Below are 16,170 nucleotides of genomic sequence, written 5' to 3' on the forward strand. Positions count from 1 at the left end.
GGGCCGCGCTCCCGGAGGAACGCGGCCCACGTAGACCGGTGCTGGTGCCGTCAGCGGCGCTTGTTGCGGTTGCCCTTGGCTGCCTGGCGGGCTGCCTCGCGGCGCTCCTTGCGGGTGCCGCCCTGCTGGGACGCGTCGCTCGGGTCGCCGTGCTGCTCGACGCCGCCGTCCTCGGCCGGGCCGCTGTAGCTCAGGTGCTGCTGGCCAGGGCCGCCGAGGCCCTTGCCGCGCAGGGCCGGCGGGATGGCGTTGCCGCTCGAGAGCTGGGCCATGGCCGGGCCTGCCGGGGCCTGGGCCTGCTGCTGCGCCTGCTGCTGGGCGGCCGCTGCGGCGCGGGCTCGGGCTCGGGCGCCACCGCCGCCGCCGTTGCCGGAGACCTGCGGGAGGGCCTGCGGGGCCGCGGCCAGGGACACGGGGACCTCTGGCTCGGCCGGCTCGGGCTCGGCTGCTTCCACCTGGAGGTTGAAGAGGAAGCCGACGGTTTCCTCTCGCAGCGCGTCGAGCATCGCGTTGAACATCTCGAAGCCCTCGCGCTGGTACTCGATCAGGGGGTCGCGCTGCGCCATGGCGCGCAGGCCGATGCCCTCCTTCAGGTAGTCCATTTCGTACAGGTGCTCGCGCCACTTGCGGTCCAGGACGGACAGCAGGACGCGGCGCTCCAGTTCGCGGGTGGCGCCTTCGCCGACTCGGCCGTCGATGTCGGCCTCGCGGGCGCGGTAGGCGTTCAGGGCGTCCTCGACCAGGACGTCGCGCAGGTACTCGCGGGTGATGTCCTCATCGGACTCGAGGATCTCGTTGGCGTCCAGCGAGACCGGGTAGAGGGTCTTGAGGGCGGCCCAGAGCTTCTCGAAGTCCCAGTCCTCGGCGTAGCCGTCGGCGGTGGCGCCGTTGACGTACTCCTCGACGACGCTCTCGATCATGTGCTCGACCTGTTCCTTCAGGTCTTCGCCGGCGAGAACGCGGTGGCGCTCGGCGTAGATCACCGTGCGCTGGCGGTTCATGACCTCGTCGTACTTGAGGACGTTCTTGCGGATCTCGAAGTTCTGCTGCTCGACCTGGGTCTGCGCGCTGCGGATGGCGCGGGTGACCATCTTGTGCTCGATCGGCACGTCGTCCGGCACGTTCAGGCGCGTCATGACCATCTCGACCATGGACGCGTTGAAGCGGCGCATCAGCTCGTCGGACAGCGACAGGTAGAAGCGCGACTCACCGGGGTCGCCCTGACGGCCGGTGCGGCCGCGGAGCTGGTTGTCGATGCGGCGCGACTCGTGGCGCTCGGTGCCCAGCACGTAGAGACCGCCGGCCTCGCGCACCTCGTCGGCCTCTGCCTTGCCCAGGGTCGTGAGCTCCTCGACGACCTTGGCCCACTCGGCCTCGTACTCCTCCGGCGTCTCCACCGGGTCGAGGCCGCGCTCGCGCAGCTCGTGGTCGGCGATGATGTCCGGGTTGCCGCCCAGCACGATGTCGGTACCGCGACCGGCCATGTTCGTGGCGACCGTGACGGCACCCTTGCGGCCGGCCTTCGCGATGATCAGCGCCTCGCGCTCGTGGTGCTTCGCGTTCAGCACCTCGTGCGGGATGCCCTTGCGCACCAACAGCTTCGACAGGTACTCGGACCGCTCGACGCTCGTCGTACCGACCAGGACCGGCTGGCCCTTCGCGTGCTTCTCGGCGATGTCCTCGGCGACCGCCTCGAACTTCGCCTCCTCGCTCTTGTAGACGAGGTCGGGCTGGTCCTTGCGCTGCGGCGGGCGGTTCGTCGGGATCGGCACGACGCCCAGCTTGTAGGTCTGGTGGAACTCGGCCGCCTCGGTCTCGGCGGTACCGGTCATGCCGCCGAGCTTCTCGTAGAGGCGGAAGTAGTTCTGCAGCGTGATCGTGGCGAGAGTCTGGTTCTCCGCCTTGATCTCCACGCCTTCCTTGGCCTCGATTGCCTGGTGCATGCCCTCGTTGTAGCGGCGGCCGGCGAGCACACGACCCGTGAACTCGTCGACGATCATCACTTCGCCGTTGCGGAGGATGTAGTCCTTGTCGCGGTGGTAGAGCTCCTTCGCCTTGAGGGCGTTGTTCAGGTAACCCACCAACGGCGTGTTCGCCGCCTCGTACAGGTTGTCGATGCCGAGCTGGTCCTCGATGAACTCCACACCGAGCTCGGTGACGGCGACCGTGCGCTTCTTCTCGTCGTACTGGTAGTGGTACGACTTCGACTTCTCCTCGACGACCTCGATGCGGTCCTTCTGGGAGAGCTGCGTGACGTCGATGCCGCGCATGCGCGGGGCGAGCCGCGCGAACTCCGTGTACCAGCGCGCCGACTGCTCGGCCGGACCGGAGATGATCAGCGGCGTGCGCGCCTCGTCGATGAGGATCGAGTCGACCTCGTCGACGATCGCGAAGTAGTGGCCGCGCTGCACGCACTCGTCCAGGCTCCACGCCATGTTGTCGCGCAGGTAGTCGAAGCCGAACTCGTTGTTCGTGCCGTAGGTGATGTCCGAGTTGTACGAGACACGCCGCTGCTCCGGCGTCATCTCGGACAGGATCGCGCCGACAGACAGCCCGAGGAAGCGGTGGACGCGGCCCATCCAGTCCGCGTCGCGCTTGGCCAGGTAGTCGTTCGTGGTGATGACGTGGACGCCCTTGCCCGCGAGCGCGTTGAGGTAGACCGGCATGACCGAGGTCAGGGTCTTGCCCTCACCGGTGCGCATCTCGGAGATCTGCCCGAGGTGCAGCGCCGCGCCACCCATGAGCTGAACGTCGTAGGGGCGCTGACCCAGGGTCCGCTTCGCGGCCTCGCGGGCCACGGCGAACGCCTCCGGCAGCAGCTCGTCCAGCGACTCGCCCTCGGCGTGGCGCTTCTTGAACTCGTCGGTTTTGGCGCGCAACTCGGCGTCGGAGAGGTCGACCACGTCATCTTCTAGGCCGTTGATGGCGTGTGCGATGTTGCGGAGGCGCTTGAGCATCTTGCCCTCGCCGGAGCGGAGCAGTCGGGACAGCACCATCTGGATAGACCTCATCACCTGTATCGCGGCGCGCCCACGTCGGACGCCTTTCCCCTGCCCATCGTAGGCAAGTCGCCAAGATGTGCGCACAGACACAGGCGGATTGGGCCCCACGACCTGGTATATGCAGGTCAGGTCCGTTCGCAAGGTGTCGCCGCCACCTCGGCTACTGGTCTTTTGAACGCATGAGGCCCGCGTAAAGGTTCCTGGTCCGGCCAACTTCACCTTGACCGTGAACGCTCCGGCGCCGAATGGCGGTAGACGCACGCCGCCGCCCTCGCACGCGAGGGGTGCGAGGGCGGCGGCGGTCGTAGGTGGGTGTGTGTAGTTACCGGGTCAGGCCAGCCTGATCACGCCGTAGTCGAATCCCTTCCGGCGGTAGACGACGCTCGGGCGCCCGCTGTCGGTGTCTGCGAACAGGTAGAAGTCGTGTCCGACCAGCTCCATCTCGTAGAGGGCCTGGTCGACGGTCATCGGTTTGGCGGCGTGCTCCTTTTCGCGTACGACGCGTCCGGGCAACTTGTCCTCGAGGCCGTCGTCCCACCGCTGCGCGGGCACTTCCGCCATGCCCTCGTAGTCGGCCTCGGGTGCGTCGAGCACCGCGGTCTTCGCGCGGCGTGACGTCATGGTTTCGCCAGCGGCGGAGGGATCCCCCAGTCCGCTTGTCGCTTCCGCCACCGAGATCGGGGCCCTGGCCCCGTGGTGGACGCGCCTGCGGTCGTGCGACCGACGCAGGCGGTTCTCGAGCTTCGCGACCGCAGAATCGAGCGCGGCGTAGAAGTCACCCGCGCAGGCTTCGGAACGGACCACAGGTCCACGTCCCTTGCCGGTGATTTCGACCCGCTGGCAGTTCTTCGACTGTCGGCGGTTCGGCTCGTGGAAAAGCTCCACGTCGAAGCGGATGACCTTGCGGTCGTAGCGCTCAAGCCGGGCCAGCTTTTCGGCGACGTGAACCCTGTAGTGATCGGGCACCTCGACGTTGCGGCCCTTAACGACGATGTCCATACACGACCTCCCTCGCTTTGCTGCGAGCTTTGGCTGGACTGCATTCAGAGCGCCGTGGCGATCTTGGATCGCAGATGTGTCGCAGAGGGTCGTCTCCCTCAGCACTCACGGCGCCAGGGTCATGGGCTGTTCGCCTCCTCCCCGCGGGCCGGGAACGCTGATAGCGGTGCACGTTAGCTTGGGATTCACCGTCGCGTAAGCCCCCTTGACGGGGGAACGACGAGATTTTTTGGTGACTACACAGCGCGACGACAGCGCGTTGCCAGTCGTGTCCCGAGCGTGCCACGAACCATGCTCACCGGCATCTTGCTCACCCGTACGGCCCAGCACCGCACCGGCACTCGACGGCAGCATCGCTGCGTCGAACGGGTCCAGGTGCGGCCTCATACCCAGCCAACGGGCGACCGGCGCGTCATGTTCCCGAAACCTCGAAGAGATCGATTCCGATGCGTGAACTGGCCCCTGAGTGCACTTCTTGCAACTGAACTGATCGGTGCCGATGACCGATCACGACCCAGTCACGCCCGGCTGAACGGGGGATTTCGCCCAATCCCGGACAAGGCCGTTGATCACCGCCACGACCGGACATCGCGGTATTTCAATGAATAACCGCTGGTCAGCTCCACAAGTGAATAGTCGTTAACCCGCACCGCCCGCTCCGGACGCCGGTTCGAACCGCTCGGCGGCGCCGGCTCGCGACCGGACCCGACCCGGTCGAGACGCCCAACCTGCGGACCCCTCAGTTCTGAAACATCCCGTCAACAGAGGTTGAGACAAACGGGTCGAAACGACCTTTCGGATCTTCGGAGATCGTCACAGAACTCCCGGCGAGCTGGGCAGATGCGTCCAACCTGGACCCCAATGGTGATCGACAACGCAACCGGAACTTCACCCTTGTGGGCGGATCCGAAAGTCCTCGCCCCGTACCGGGACGCCGACCGCGATTTTTTGTCAGACCCCGTCGCCATGCTTGTCCCATGACCGCACTCGACCTGCTCCTGCCGCCCTCCTGCGCCGGCTGCGACCGCCCCGGCACGCCCTGCTGCGCCACGTGCCTCGACGACTTCGGGCCGCCGCAGCGAATCCAGGTGCCCGGTGTCGGGCCGCCGGTGTGGACGCTGGCCGCCTATCGCGGTGCCGCAAGGGAACTCGTCCTCGCCTTCAAGGAACGGGGCGCACGAGCCCTCGTGGCGTGGTTCGGCGCGATGGTGGCGGCGGCACTGGTCGCCGTCGGGCCGCGGCCGTGGACGCTCGTGCCGGCTCCGTCACGGCGCAGCGCCGCCCGTGATCGAGGCGGCGACCACATGCTGAGAATCGCGCGGGCCGTGCAGATCGCGGACGTGGCTCAGGTGCTGAGGCTCGCGCCTGGAGTGAGCGACTCGGTCGGGCTGAGCGCTGGGGAACGAAGACAGAACCTCGAGGGCCGCGTTCAGGTCCACGGCAGACCGCAGCCGGGGACCACGGTGCTGCTCGACGACGTGATCACCACGGGTGCGACGGCGTCGGCCTGCGTCAAGGCTTTACGGCGGGCAGGAGTGCGCACGCACGCCGTGCTCGCCCTCACCTCGGCCCGGCCCGCTCAGCCGGGGTAGCAGGCGCGCGCACCGGCGTCGATGTCCCTCCACGCCCACCACCGAGCAGAAGTCGGCGCACCTCAGCACTTCGCGCTGATCACTGCCTGGCGGGTGCACCTGCACGCCGGACGCCCAGCCGGAGCGCAGGCACGCCGTGTTCGTGCTGACCTCAGCCCGACCAGCTCAGCCCGGAGTGGAAGCCAACGCACCCCGGCGTCAGCGCGCACCCACGCTCAACACCAAGCAGGCGCGCACGCCGTGCTCGCCCTACCTCGGTCCGGCCCGCTCAGCCGGGGTAGCACCGGCGTCGACGTACGTCCACGCCCAACACCGAGCAGGCGCGCACGCCGTGCTCACCCTCACCTCGGCCCGGCGCGCTCAGCCCGGGTAGAACACGAGCGAACCCGGCGACACCCGGATCGAGCTCGACTTCCACACGTCGGTGATGTCCGACGCGGACCACAACCCCGAGGGGTCGATCACCTGCACCTGACGGGCGGGCGCCGCCGCCACCGAACCGACCGGCACGGTGAGGTTCGACTGGCTGTAGCGGTCCAGCTTGAAGCCGTCCGTGTAGACCTTCGTGACCGGCAGCGAGGGCAGATTGGAGGACACGGCCAGCACGTCCTGGGAGAGCCAGTCGATGGACTGCACGGCCGACCCGAGCGTCGACTGCTGGATCTGGCGGGGCGTGCGCAGCGCCACGTCCTGGTCGTTGCGCACCACGGACGCGATGTAGAGCCTGCCGCCGATCACCAATGCTGCTCGCGTGCCGTCGCGGGACAGGCGCAGGTCGCTGATCGAGCCGAACTGGGTGAGGTCGGTGATGTTGACGCTCTTGGCCGTCCAGCTGCCGTTGTCGGAACGGGTCACGCGGGCGACGGAGGTGCCGTCGACCACCGTCCACACCTCGATGCCCGGCTCCTTCGGGCCGCTCGAGAGCAGCCACGTCGGTCTGGTCAGGGTGGTCGCCGGGAAGTCCACCTGGGACAGCTCCTGCTCCAACTCCCCCACCCGCAGCCGCATTCGGCCACCGGAGCGGGAGACCACGGCCAGGCGCGAGCCGTCCAACGACTGCGCCGCCGAGACTGCGCCGTACGCGCCGCTGCCCGCTGGGCCCTTGATCGGGTTGCCGTCGGGCAGCGACCTGATCGCCCCGTCCACCACGAGCATGCCCTGGAGGTTCGAATTAAGCGCCAGCAACGCCTCACCCGCGGTCGCCGACACGTCGGACGGCCGGTAGTCCCGTTGGTCCGGCAGGATCTGCTGGCCGTCGACGAGGACGCGGACGCGCGAAGTCGTGACGCCCGAGAGCGACTTCACGATCTGCGCGACGATCTGTTTGCTCTTCTCGGGCGTGAGGTCCTTGCCCACCTTGGTGAGACTGACCTCCAACGCGCCGTCGTCGGCTTCCTTCGTCTCCGAGAACGTGTCCGCGTCCGGGCTGATCGCGCTGCGCAGCGTGTCCCGCACCGTGTCGCCGGGGCCCTTGATCAGCAGGTCGGTGACCCGCGTCGGGATGCTCGTGGCCGGCGGGATCACGACGTACCGCGGATCCGGCACCAGCACGGTGAACTCGGGGTTGTAGAAGTACAGCGTCACCCGGCGGTAGTTGTTGTTGAAGACGTTGAGCGGCAGGTAGACGGCCGACGGCGCTTCCGAGATGCGCCACTGGTTCTCGCTGTTGCGCTCCACCTTCACCGGCTCGCGCAGGTCGCCGATCTCCGGCACGAACGCGTTGTCGCCGCCCAGCCGGCCGACGCGCTTTCCTTGCAGCAGCACGATTTGCGTCTTGTCCTGCGGCGCGGAGGCGGTCGGCACCGTCGAGAAGGCCGACTCGATGATGACGGGGCTCTTGGCGTTCCAGTTCTTGCTGGCCTCCGGCGTCAGGTACGCGCGGGCCGCCGCGTAGTCGCTGTCCGGGTTCGACGTCGCGTCGATGAACTCGCGCACGAGCATGAACGGGTCGATGCCCTGCCGCGGTTCCGGCACGCTGGCCGTGTTGCTGGCCTTGTTGTCCTTCGGCCCGATCGGCTTCGGCTGGGTGTTCGTCGGGATCGCCGCACACCCCGTGACGGTCACGAGGACGAGCACCAGCAACGCCAGCCGTTTCACCGCACTTCCTCCGAAACCTCAGACTTCTCCGCGACGGCAGGAGATCCGTCCACCGGCTCGGCCGGCTGCCAGGTGATCTCCTCCGGCGTCAGCTCGACCTCTTCCGGTTCCTCCGTCACGACCGGTTCATCCACCACCGCGACGGGTGCGAGCGCGATCGCCGGCGCGAGCGGCAGCGGGCTCTCCCGCACCTCCTCGCCGTGCCTGCGCGGCAACGTCAGCCGGAACACTGCGCCGTGGCCCGGTTCGCCCCACGCCTCCAGCCAGCCGCCGTGCAGTCGCGCGTCCTCCAGCGAGATCGACAGGCCCAGACCGGTGCCGCCGGTGCGGCGGTTGCGCGACGGGTCGGCCCGCCAGAACCGGCTGAACACCAGCTCGGCCTCGCCCTGGCGGAGGCCGACGCCGTGGTCCCGCACGGTGATCGCGACCGCGTCGGCGTTACCGCGCATGGTGAGCTCGACCGGCTGGCCCTCGCCGTGGTCGATGGCGTTGGCGAGCAGGTTGCGCAGAATCCGTTCCACGCGGCGGGAATCGAGCTCCGCGGTGAGCTCGGAGTCCGGGAGGTCGAGCACCACGGGCGAGTTCGCGGTCGTCGAGATCGCGCGCACCGAGTCGTGCGCGCGGCGGGCCAGCACGCGGATGTCGACCTGTTCGGCGGTCAGCTCCTCGACACCGGCGTCCAGTCGCGAGATCTCCAGCAGGTCGCCCAGCAGCGACTCGAACCGGTCGAGCTCATCGACCAGCAGCTCGGTGGAACGGGCGAGTCCGGCGGGGAACTGCTCACGAGAGGCGTGCAGGACGTCCGCGGCCATGCGCACGGTCGTCAACGGTGTGCGCAGCTCGTGCGAGACGTCCGAGGTGAAGCGGCGCTGCAGCTGGCCGAACTCCTCCAGCTGCTTGAACTGGGCCTGGATCGACTCGGCCATCTCGTTGAACGACTCGGCGAGGCGCGCCACGTCGTCCTCGCCGACGACGTGCATGCGTTCGTGCAACGTGCCGTCTGCGAATCTTTCGGCGACCTCGGCGGCCTGCCGCACCGGCCGGACCACCTGGCGCGTCACCAGGTTCGCGATCAGCGCGAGCAGGACCAGCAGCACGATGCCGCCCACCGCCAGCGTCGACTGGACCACCTCTGCGGTGCGCTGCTCCGCGGTGAGCGGGAAGATCAGGTACAGCTGCATCGAGCGCGCGGACGTGCTCATCGGCAGGCCCACGACGAAGAGCGTGGTCGGTCGGCCGCCGCGCTGCACCGTGTGGATCTGGGTGCCCTCGGTGCCGTTCTCGACCATGTCGCGCAGGCTGCGCGGCACGTCGTCGAGCGGTCCGACGGACGGCACCCGCCCGGCGCCACTGGCGCCGAGCCCGTCGGCCAGGACGGGCTCGAACGCGCCGGCACCCGCCGTGGTGGCGTCCGTGCCGGCACCACCGACGGCGAGCTTGTTGATCGCGCTGGTGAACCGCGTCTGCACGCTGTCCGGCCCTGGGTTCAGACCGACCAGGTCGGACTGGATCAGGTTGCGCGAGGCCATCGCCTGGCGCACCGCCGCCTCGTCCTTGGTGTTCAGCAGCTGGTTGGTGATCTGCATCTGCAGGACCATGCCCAGCACGAACACCACGGCCGACGACAGCGCGAGCGTGGACACGACAACGCGCAGCTGCAGCGAACGACGCCACAGGTCACCAAACGCGGCCCATCGCTTCCGCGCTTCCTCGGCGAGGAGCTGCGCCTTCGCGACGACCGGCCGAACGAACTTCATACGCCACCTGTCACGGAGGGCCGGCCTTGTACCCGACACCGCGGACAGTCAACACCACCTCGGGGTGCTCCGGGTCCCGTTCGACCTTGGAACGCAACCGCTGCACGTGGACGTTCACCAGACGCGTGTCGGCGGCGTGGCGGTAGCCCCACACCTGCTCGAGCAGCACCTCGCGGGTGAACACCTGGCGCGGCTTGCGGGCCAGCGCGACCAGCAGGTCGAACTCCAGCGGCGTGAGCTGGATGGGCCTGCCCTCGCGCAGCACCTCGTGGCCGGGGACGTCGATCGTGAGGTCGCCGATCTGCAGCACCTCGGACGGCTCGGCCTCCGTGCGGCGCAGGCGCGCCCGGATGCGGGCCACCAGCTCCTTGGGCTTGAACGGCTTCACCACGTAGTCGTCGGCGCCGGACTCGAGGCCCAGCACCACGTCGACCGTGTCGCTCTTCGCGGTGAGCATCACGATCGGCACGCCCGACTCGGACCTGATCGCCTTGCAGACGTCGATGCCGTTCATTCCCGGCAACATCAGGTCGAGCAGCACGAGGTCGGGCTTGAGCTCGCGCAGCGCGGGCAGGGCACGGGCACCGTCGGCGACCACCGCGGTGTCGAAGCCCTCCCCGCGCAACACGATCGTCAGCATCTCCGCCAGGGCGGGGTCGTCATCGACGACGAGCACGCGTGCCTTCATACTCAACATCGTCGCACTCCCGGTCGCGCGTTCGCGCACCGCCCACGTTCCGTTGCCGCTGGTGGCGGTGTGCGCTCGTTCGGTAACCGGCCGGAACTGTCGCTCCACGTACCCCACCTCGCCCGATTTGGCCTGCTCGCCGCGCCTGCGGTTGACGGAGTATCCGCGCGACGCTCACCTTTCGTTACCTGGTGTGCTCAGGCCGTGCGGATGGCCGAGGCCAGCCAGATGCGCGCATCACCCACCTTCCGCGGGTCGGTGATCGCCGGTACCGCGCGGTCGTGCCGCGCGGCGAGGTCGACCTGGTGCGTCACTGCGGCGTGCCAGCCGTACCCGCCCAACCACCCGATCGGGTCCTCCACGTCGGCGCGCCAGCGGGCGTCCAGCGTGTCGAACCGCTCGTGCACCGCTCTCATCTGCGGCAACTCGCGGAACGCGCGGTTGACGTGTTCGAGCGCGAGCGTGCTGCCCAGGGCGGACAGCGCACTCACCCAGTACATGATCCGCTCGCCCGCGTCCGGCGGCAGAAACATGAACAGGCCCTCCAGCAGCCATGCTGTGGGCCTGTTCGGGTCGAATCCGGCGCGGATCAGCGCTGTCGCCCAGTCCTCGCGCAAGTCGCAGGCGACGACGACTCGCTCGCAGCCGGGTTGGGCGCCGAGATCGTCCAGCGCGTCCTCCTTGAACTCGAGCAACTCGGGTAAGTCGAGCTCGAAGAGTGTTGTGCCCGGCGGCCACTGCAGCCGGAACGCTCTGGTGTCGAGGCCCGCCGCCATGATCACGACCTGGGGCCGGGCCGAGTTCTGGGCCGAACTGAGGAGCTGGTCGTCGAAATACCGGGTGCGCAGGACGAAGTGCTCTCCTGCGAGGGTGCGGACGCCGATCAGGTCGTTCGCGGAGCCGGCCGCCTCCACGAGTCCTGCGGCCAGTGGGTCGTCGAAGAGGCGGCGGAGATGACGTTGCTCATTGGCGCGGGCGGCAGCGATCAGAACAGCCGTGCGGACGACTCCGACCGGGGGGCGCTGCAGAACACGCTTCAAATTGTGATCTCCCATTCACTCACCGTGACGTGCCGGATTCACGATCGTGTCAACCGGTACGCACGTGAGCGACCACTCAAGGAGTGAAGAGTCGTCTCAGAAGCGAATCGAAGTTCACGTTTGACCGCCCGTCGACCACTTGCCACGGGGCCAGCCAGTTGATGTTCGCCAGTCCGTCGTAAACGGCCCCGCACCGCGTCTGCAGGCCGCCGTCGGACTCGTAGAGGTCCCGCGCACGCGAGCCGTCGTCCTGCTCGCGCTTGGCGGCGCGTTCGGCCGCGACCTCGACGGGCACGCGAAGAAGGAGGTGCAGATCGGGAACAGGCAGACCAAAGCGGTCGATCTCCAGCTCGCGGACCCACCGGACGAACTCGCCGTGCTCGTCCTGGTGCAGGCGCGCGGCGCTGTAAGCGGCACTGGACGCCACGTAGCGGTCGAGCAGCACGACGTCGTACTCCTCGAGGTCCTTGCGGATCTGGTCGGCGGCGCCGCGCCGGTCGAGCGCGTAGAGCACCGCCATGCCGTAGACGGAGTCGCTGAGGTCGCCGATGGTGCCGTAGAGAGCGTCGCGGACCAGGTCGGCGTGCACGCTCTGCCCGTAGCGCGGGAACGCGAGGCTGGTCACGGTCCTGCCCTGGGCGTGCAACGCCTCGGTCAGGCCGTTCGCGAGCGTGCGCTTGCCGGCACCGTCAAGGCCTTCGATCACCACGAGCTTTCCCACGGCCGAACCCTAACGGCCACTCACACGGCCGCAGCACATCCCCCACACGGGCGGAATCCGATCTTTCGATCACTAGAACGAGTGACTACGGTGAACAGTCACACGGCGCGTGTGTGAAGGGTAGGTGCCGCGGTGGCCGCGGATTCCGGGCACGCCGAGTCGGTCAACGAACCGAACGGTCACCCGACCGGGGGTCTGCCGACCCCCCTCGCCGAGACGCTCCGCTACGGGCCGTTCCACCGCGCCCTGCGCGAGGCGATCGCCCACCGGGGCCTCTCGCTCGCCCGGCTGCGCGCCCACCTCGAGCAACTCGGTGTCCAGGTCGGCCAGTCGACGCTTTCGTACTGGCAACGCGGCCTGCGTCACCCCGAAGTCCCCCGCGCCATCAGCACAGTGCGCGCTTTGGAGTCCGTGCTGCGCCTGCCGCCATCGTCCTTGTTGGACCTGATCGGCCCGCGCAACGCCAACTCCTACGCGCCACGCCCGGTGGCGACCTGGCCGGAGCCCGCGCCGCTGCTCTCGGCGTTCGACTCCGTACCGGAGGCCGCGCGCGGCAACGCCGACCTAGAGGTGCTGTCCGTGCACGACACCGTGCAGCTGGGCATGCACCGCGAACAGCGCTCGATCACGACGCGGCTGGTGGTGCGGGCGGTGCGGCAAGGCCCAGACCGGTACCTGGTGGTGCACCGCGGCGACGAAGGATCGTTGATCGAGAACGCGATGGTGCGCGCCGGCGAAGGCTGCCGGCAGGGGCGCCTGCGCCGGGAAAGCGCATCCCGCAACCTGGCCGTGGAAATGCTCTTCGACCGCAGGCTCGCGGCCGGCGAGGAGCACGTCTTCAGCTTCACCATCGTCGACGACACCGGCGGCGCGAGCCCTGGCCACCACCGGACGTTCCGCGACGTGTGCGGTTCGTACCTGGTGCAGCTGTCGTTCCACAGACGGGCGCTGCCCGCGCGCTGCATCAAGCAGTTCCGGGCCTCGGCCGACGCGACGCCGGTCGACGTCGAGGAGCTGGTGTGCGGGCTCGGCGGCGTCGTCAGCGCGTACTTCGGCGACGTGGGGCCTGGCATCGCGGGCATCGCCGTCGAGTGGAGTTAGACCTGGGGTCTGGGGTGTCCCCAGAAGACACTGCGCACGACGCGGTCCGCGCTCTCCGCGGACACACGTCGTCTGAGTGAGCACGAGGAGAGCGAGAGGGCTGATAGACCGGCGGTCCGAAGACCATTCCGGTTCCGGATTTAGAAGGAAGCCCTCTCATGGCCTCGCGTGCGCCACGTTAGCAGCGAAACCCTCAGTCCGACAGCATGTTTCCCAGTTCCGCAACGGTGACGCCGGGGCGGGTCAATCCAATGTGGATCGCTGGAGCGTCCGATGTGGAACCCTTGCGCTCGAACAGTTCCACCACCCTGCGCACGGTGAAGTACCTGCGGTACAACGCCGCCGATGCGATCAGCCGCACCAAGTCGCGGTTCTCCTCGACCCGGTTGCCCCACGCGGTGCCGCGCAGGTAGAGGTGCAGCCAGGTGCCGTACCAGGTGTCGCCCTCCCGCTCGAACATCATCGGCAACGCGATCTTTCCCTTGCCGCGCATCGACGATCGCGCCCGCACCGTGCTGGGTTCGAACGGCTTGCCCAGCTGGTCGAGGTCGCGGGTCATGAACCCGAACGTCGACTCGGCGACAGCGTCGAACCCCTCGCCGGCGTAGATGTTCACCTGCGGCACGACGTACTTCGCGGTGACCACGTCCCGATGGAGATCGAGGAACTCGGTCGCGCCGTTCGGCGCTTCGGTGAGGTCGCCGGAGTGGAAGGCGCCGGTGTCCGTCAGGCGCGTCCACGACACCTGGCCCTGGTACTGGAAGTTCTCGTCCAGCAACACGGCAGACAGGTCGTAGTCGGTGCGCTTGGAGCTCTGCCGCCAGTGCACGAAGAACCGCAGGACATCGCCTTCGAGCCGCAGCTTCGAACCGCGTGGCAGCACGCCGAAGCCGTCCTCGGTGGCGGTGCCGGACATCGGCACGACGACGTCGAGCACCTCCTGGTCGACGGTCAGCGCGGAGAAGTCCGGCAGCCTGCGCACCAGCTCGTCCTCCACCACCGCGACGATCGCACTGACGGCGTCAGGATCGAGCGGCGGGCGGTCGTCGTCCGCGATCCAGACCTTGCGGCTGCGGCTTGCGAAAACCCGTGCGGTGTCTGGCTTTTCGCGGTTTGACAGGTGCTCCAGCACCGATACCAGCACGCGTCCGGACACGTCGGGCACGGCAACTGCCACGGCTTCGGCGACACCAGCGGCGCCGTTGCGGATCAGCCGGTCGACTTGGCGCAGCAGTAGGCCGGGCGCCTTCGAGAGGATGCGCAGCGCGAGGTCAGGATCGTTCTCCGCGAACGCCACTTCCACCTGGCCGGCGAACGACCGGGTGGTCTTCTCCTTGCGCGCCACCGCGAACACGTCCTGCGCCTGCTCGAACGGGTGCTCGTGCGGGTGCAGCCGCTCCCCCAGCCGCTTCCACGCCTCGCGGTGCTGGTTGACGTCGCCGAACTTGCTCGGCGCCACCTCGTTCAACGCGGCGAGCAGCGCGCGGCGCTCCGGCCTGCGGAACGACCGGAAGCGGGTCGGTTCCCGCAACGTGACGTCGCCGCCGGAGGCCTCTGCCGCCAGGCGCAGGACGTCCGTCACCGTGTCGATCTCGATCAACGGCCGCTGCGCGACGAGGCGCGCGGCGTTGAGGATCGCGCGGTTCTCCCTGGTGGGGATGGTTTCCGGCGCGAGGTCGAGGCGCTGCGTCGCGAGCTCGCCCAGCAACGCCCGGTCGTCCTCGCCGAGCGGGATCGGGCTCGCCGCGAGCTCCAGGTAGAGGCGGCTGATCTCCTCGTCGAGGGTGCCGCCGAGGTGCAGGACGGTGACGCGGTCCTTGAGCGACGGGATCAGCTCGTCGTGCGCCTTCAGCATTTCCTCGTACGAGTGCTGGACGCGGCCGTACTCGGTCAGGTCGAAGAGGCACTCCAGCCAGAACTCGACGGTGTCCGGCACGTTGTGCGGGAAGTCCTTGAAGTACGGGTTGTGCTGGGCCTGCGCGCCGACCAGTTCCTTGACCGCCCGGACGACGTCGTGTGCGTACTCCACCGCGTCCGCGAGGTTCGAAACGTGCTCGAGCAGCTCGCGCGAGGCCTTGAAGCCGACCTTCAGCAGCGCGGCGTCGAGCTGTCTGGCGGTCGTGCCGCCATCGCCCGCTGCGCCGTCCGACAGGGGCACGCGCAGGGTCTTCTTGATGATGGTCGTCCGCACCTCGCCAGTAAAACCCGCACGTCAACCGTAAAAACGCTGGCGACTTCGAGGCGCCCGTTGCTACTTTTCCGGCGACCGTGCGAGAGACCGAGGAGGTGGTACCCGTGAACGTTTCGACATGGGTGCTCCCCTGCGGGGTCACGGTCGGGCGGTAGGTCGTCCGGGAGCGCCGTTCACTCCCGTTGGAAGGCACGACCTCCATGCACTTCACTTCCGAACAGCGCCTCGACAACGGCGTTCTCGAGCGCAGGTTCACCGTCGGCGACGTCCCCGGCATCCTCTGGACCCGCGGGTCCGCACCGGCGCCGTTGGTCCTGATGGGCCACCCCGGCGGACTGGACATGATGTACCCGCGGCTGGCGGCCAGGGCTCTCGGCACCGTCGCGGAGGGCTACGCCGCGGCCACCATCGAGCTGCCCGGCGCCGGTGACCGCCCCCGGCTGGCCGGCGTCGATGCTGCCCGTGCCGAACTGCTCAAGGCGATTCAGGCCGGCGAACCGGTCTCGGACGACATCGTCGAGCGGCTCGTCCTCCCCCTGGTCGACCAGGCCGTGCCGGAATGGCAGGCCGCTCTGGACGCCCTCCTCGCGCTACCCGAGATCAACGATGGCCCGGTCGGAATCGCGGGAGGGGTGATCTCCATCGGCGTCCGGCTGGCGGTGGTCGAGCCGCGTATTTCGGCCGCGCTGCTGTTCGCCGGGAGTTACGTGCCGCGCAGCACGTTCTCAGAGGCGCGGCAGGTCACCATTCCACTGCTTGTGTTGCTGCAGTGGGACGACGAGGGCAATGACCGGCAGATGGCGCTGGATCTGTTCGATGCGTTCGCGTCCAAGGAGAAGACGTTGCACGCTAACATGGGTGGTCATACCGGAATACCGGCGTTCGAAGGTGAATCCGCGAACCGGTTCTTCGCCCGGCACCTCAGGTAATTCCACCCGTTTGGGCACGGTGTTGTTTCTGCTCCATCGCCTAACGTCGGAGC

At 68.5% G+C, this 16,170-nt stretch carries 11 protein-coding genes; 3 read left to right on the forward strand and 8 right to left on the reverse strand.

The features are described from left to right. Nucleotides 1–50 precede the first annotated feature (50 nt). Both secA and hpf read right to left on the reverse strand, forming a co-directional pair. The gene (gene secA, locus DI276_RS29310; RefSeq protein ID WP_112269161.1) at nt 51–2,996 is read right to left on the reverse strand and encodes a preprotein translocase subunit SecA; all 2,946 of its coding nucleotides are present in this window, start codon (nt 2,994–2,996) and stop codon (nt 51–53) included. 336 nt (nt 2,997–3,332) lie between these two features. Further along, a complete protein-coding gene (gene hpf, locus DI276_RS29315; RefSeq protein WP_112269163.1) occupies nt 3,333–4,001 on the reverse strand; it encodes a ribosome hibernation-promoting factor, HPF/YfiA family in 669 nt (222 codons plus the stop codon). A 977-nt stretch (nt 4,002–4,978) separates the two neighbouring features. Here hpf and DI276_RS29320 point away from each other — a divergent pair. After that, the gene (locus tag DI276_RS29320; protein ID WP_112269165.1) at nt 4,979–5,593 is read left to right on the forward strand and encodes a ComF family protein; all 615 of its coding nucleotides are present in this window, start codon (nt 4,979–4,981) and stop codon (nt 5,591–5,593) included. Nucleotides 5,594–5,953: 360 nt separating this feature from the next. Here DI276_RS29320 and DI276_RS29325 read toward each other — a convergent pair whose 3' ends face one another. From DI276_RS29325 to DI276_RS29345, 5 genes are all read right to left on the reverse strand, one after another. Beyond that, a complete protein-coding gene (locus DI276_RS29325) occupies nt 5,954–7,690 on the reverse strand; it encodes an LpqB family beta-propeller domain-containing protein (RefSeq protein ID WP_112269167.1) in 1,737 nt (578 codons plus the stop codon). Then, a complete protein-coding gene (gene mtrB / locus DI276_RS29330; protein WP_112269169.1) occupies nt 7,687–9,447 on the reverse strand; it encodes an MtrAB system histidine kinase MtrB in 1,761 nt (586 codons plus the stop codon). Before mtrB ends, DI276_RS29325 begins: the two co-directional genes overlap by 4 nt. 10 nt (nt 9,448–9,457) lie before the next feature. Beyond that, entirely contained in the window at nt 9,458–10,135 is a 678-nt protein-coding gene (mtrA, locus tag DI276_RS29335; protein ID WP_030471262.1) for an MtrAB system response regulator MtrA, read from the reverse strand. A gap of 197 nt (nt 10,136–10,332) precedes the next feature. Then, entirely contained in the window at nt 10,333–11,175 is an 843-nt protein-coding gene (locus DI276_RS29340) for an SAM-dependent methyltransferase (protein WP_198680975.1), read from the reverse strand. A gap of 76 nt (nt 11,176–11,251) precedes the next feature. Continuing rightward, nucleotides 11,252–11,896 (reverse strand): dTMP kinase, encoded by a 645-nt coding sequence (locus DI276_RS29345; RefSeq protein WP_112269173.1) that lies wholly within the window; start codon nt 11,894–11,896, stop codon nt 11,252–11,254. 132 nt (nt 11,897–12,028) lie between these two features. Here DI276_RS29345 and DI276_RS29350 point away from each other — a divergent pair, with 132 nt between their 5' ends. After that, nucleotides 12,029–12,997, forward strand: a complete 969-nt coding sequence (locus tag DI276_RS29350) for a hypothetical protein (RefSeq protein WP_112269175.1) — start codon at nt 12,029–12,031, stop codon at nt 12,995–12,997. A gap of 193 nt (nt 12,998–13,190) precedes the next feature. Here the strand turns inward: DI276_RS29350 and DI276_RS29355 are convergent, their stop codons facing one another. Continuing rightward, nucleotides 13,191–15,188, reverse strand: a complete 1,998-nt coding sequence (locus DI276_RS29355) for a TerD family protein (protein WP_112269177.1) — start codon at nt 15,186–15,188, stop codon at nt 13,191–13,193. A gap of 200 nt (nt 15,189–15,388) precedes the next feature. On the opposite strand from DI276_RS29355, the gene DI276_RS29360 reads away from it, so the two are divergent. Beyond that, nucleotides 15,389–16,117 carry a dienelactone hydrolase family protein gene (locus tag DI276_RS29360; protein ID WP_112269179.1) on the forward strand — a complete coding sequence of 243 codons (729 nt, stop codon included), beginning with the start codon at nt 15,389–15,391 and terminating at the stop codon, nt 16,115–16,117. Nucleotides 16,118–16,170 lie beyond the last annotated feature (53 nt).

The sequence above is a fragment of the Lentzea terrae genome (assembly GCF_003265345.1).
Lineage (GTDB): Bacteria > Actinomycetota > Actinomycetes > Mycobacteriales > Pseudonocardiaceae > Lentzea > Lentzea terrae.

Bases quoted from the DNA above. Each gene is read 5' to 3' on its own strand.
- secA (WP_112269161.1), bottom strand. From the start codon at position 2,996: ATGGTGCTGTCCCGACTGCTCCGCTCCGGCGAGGGCAAGATGCTCAAG.
- DI276_RS29360 (WP_112269179.1), top strand. From the start codon at position 15,389: ATGCACTTCACTTCCGAACAGCGCCTCGACAACGGCGTTCTCGAGCGC.
- hpf (WP_112269163.1), bottom strand. From the start codon at position 4,001: ATGGACATCGTCGTTAAGGGCCGCAACGTCGAGGTGCCCGATCACTAC.
- mtrB (WP_112269169.1), bottom strand. From the start codon at position 9,447: ATGAAGTTCGTTCGGCCGGTCGTCGCGAAGGCGCAGCTCCTCGCCGAG.
- DI276_RS29320 (WP_112269165.1), top strand. From the start codon at position 4,979: ATGACCGCACTCGACCTGCTCCTGCCGCCCTCCTGCGCCGGCTGCGAC.
- mtrA (WP_030471262.1), bottom strand. From the start codon at position 10,135: ATGAAGGCACGCGTGCTCGTCGTCGATGACGACCCCGCCCTGGCGGAG.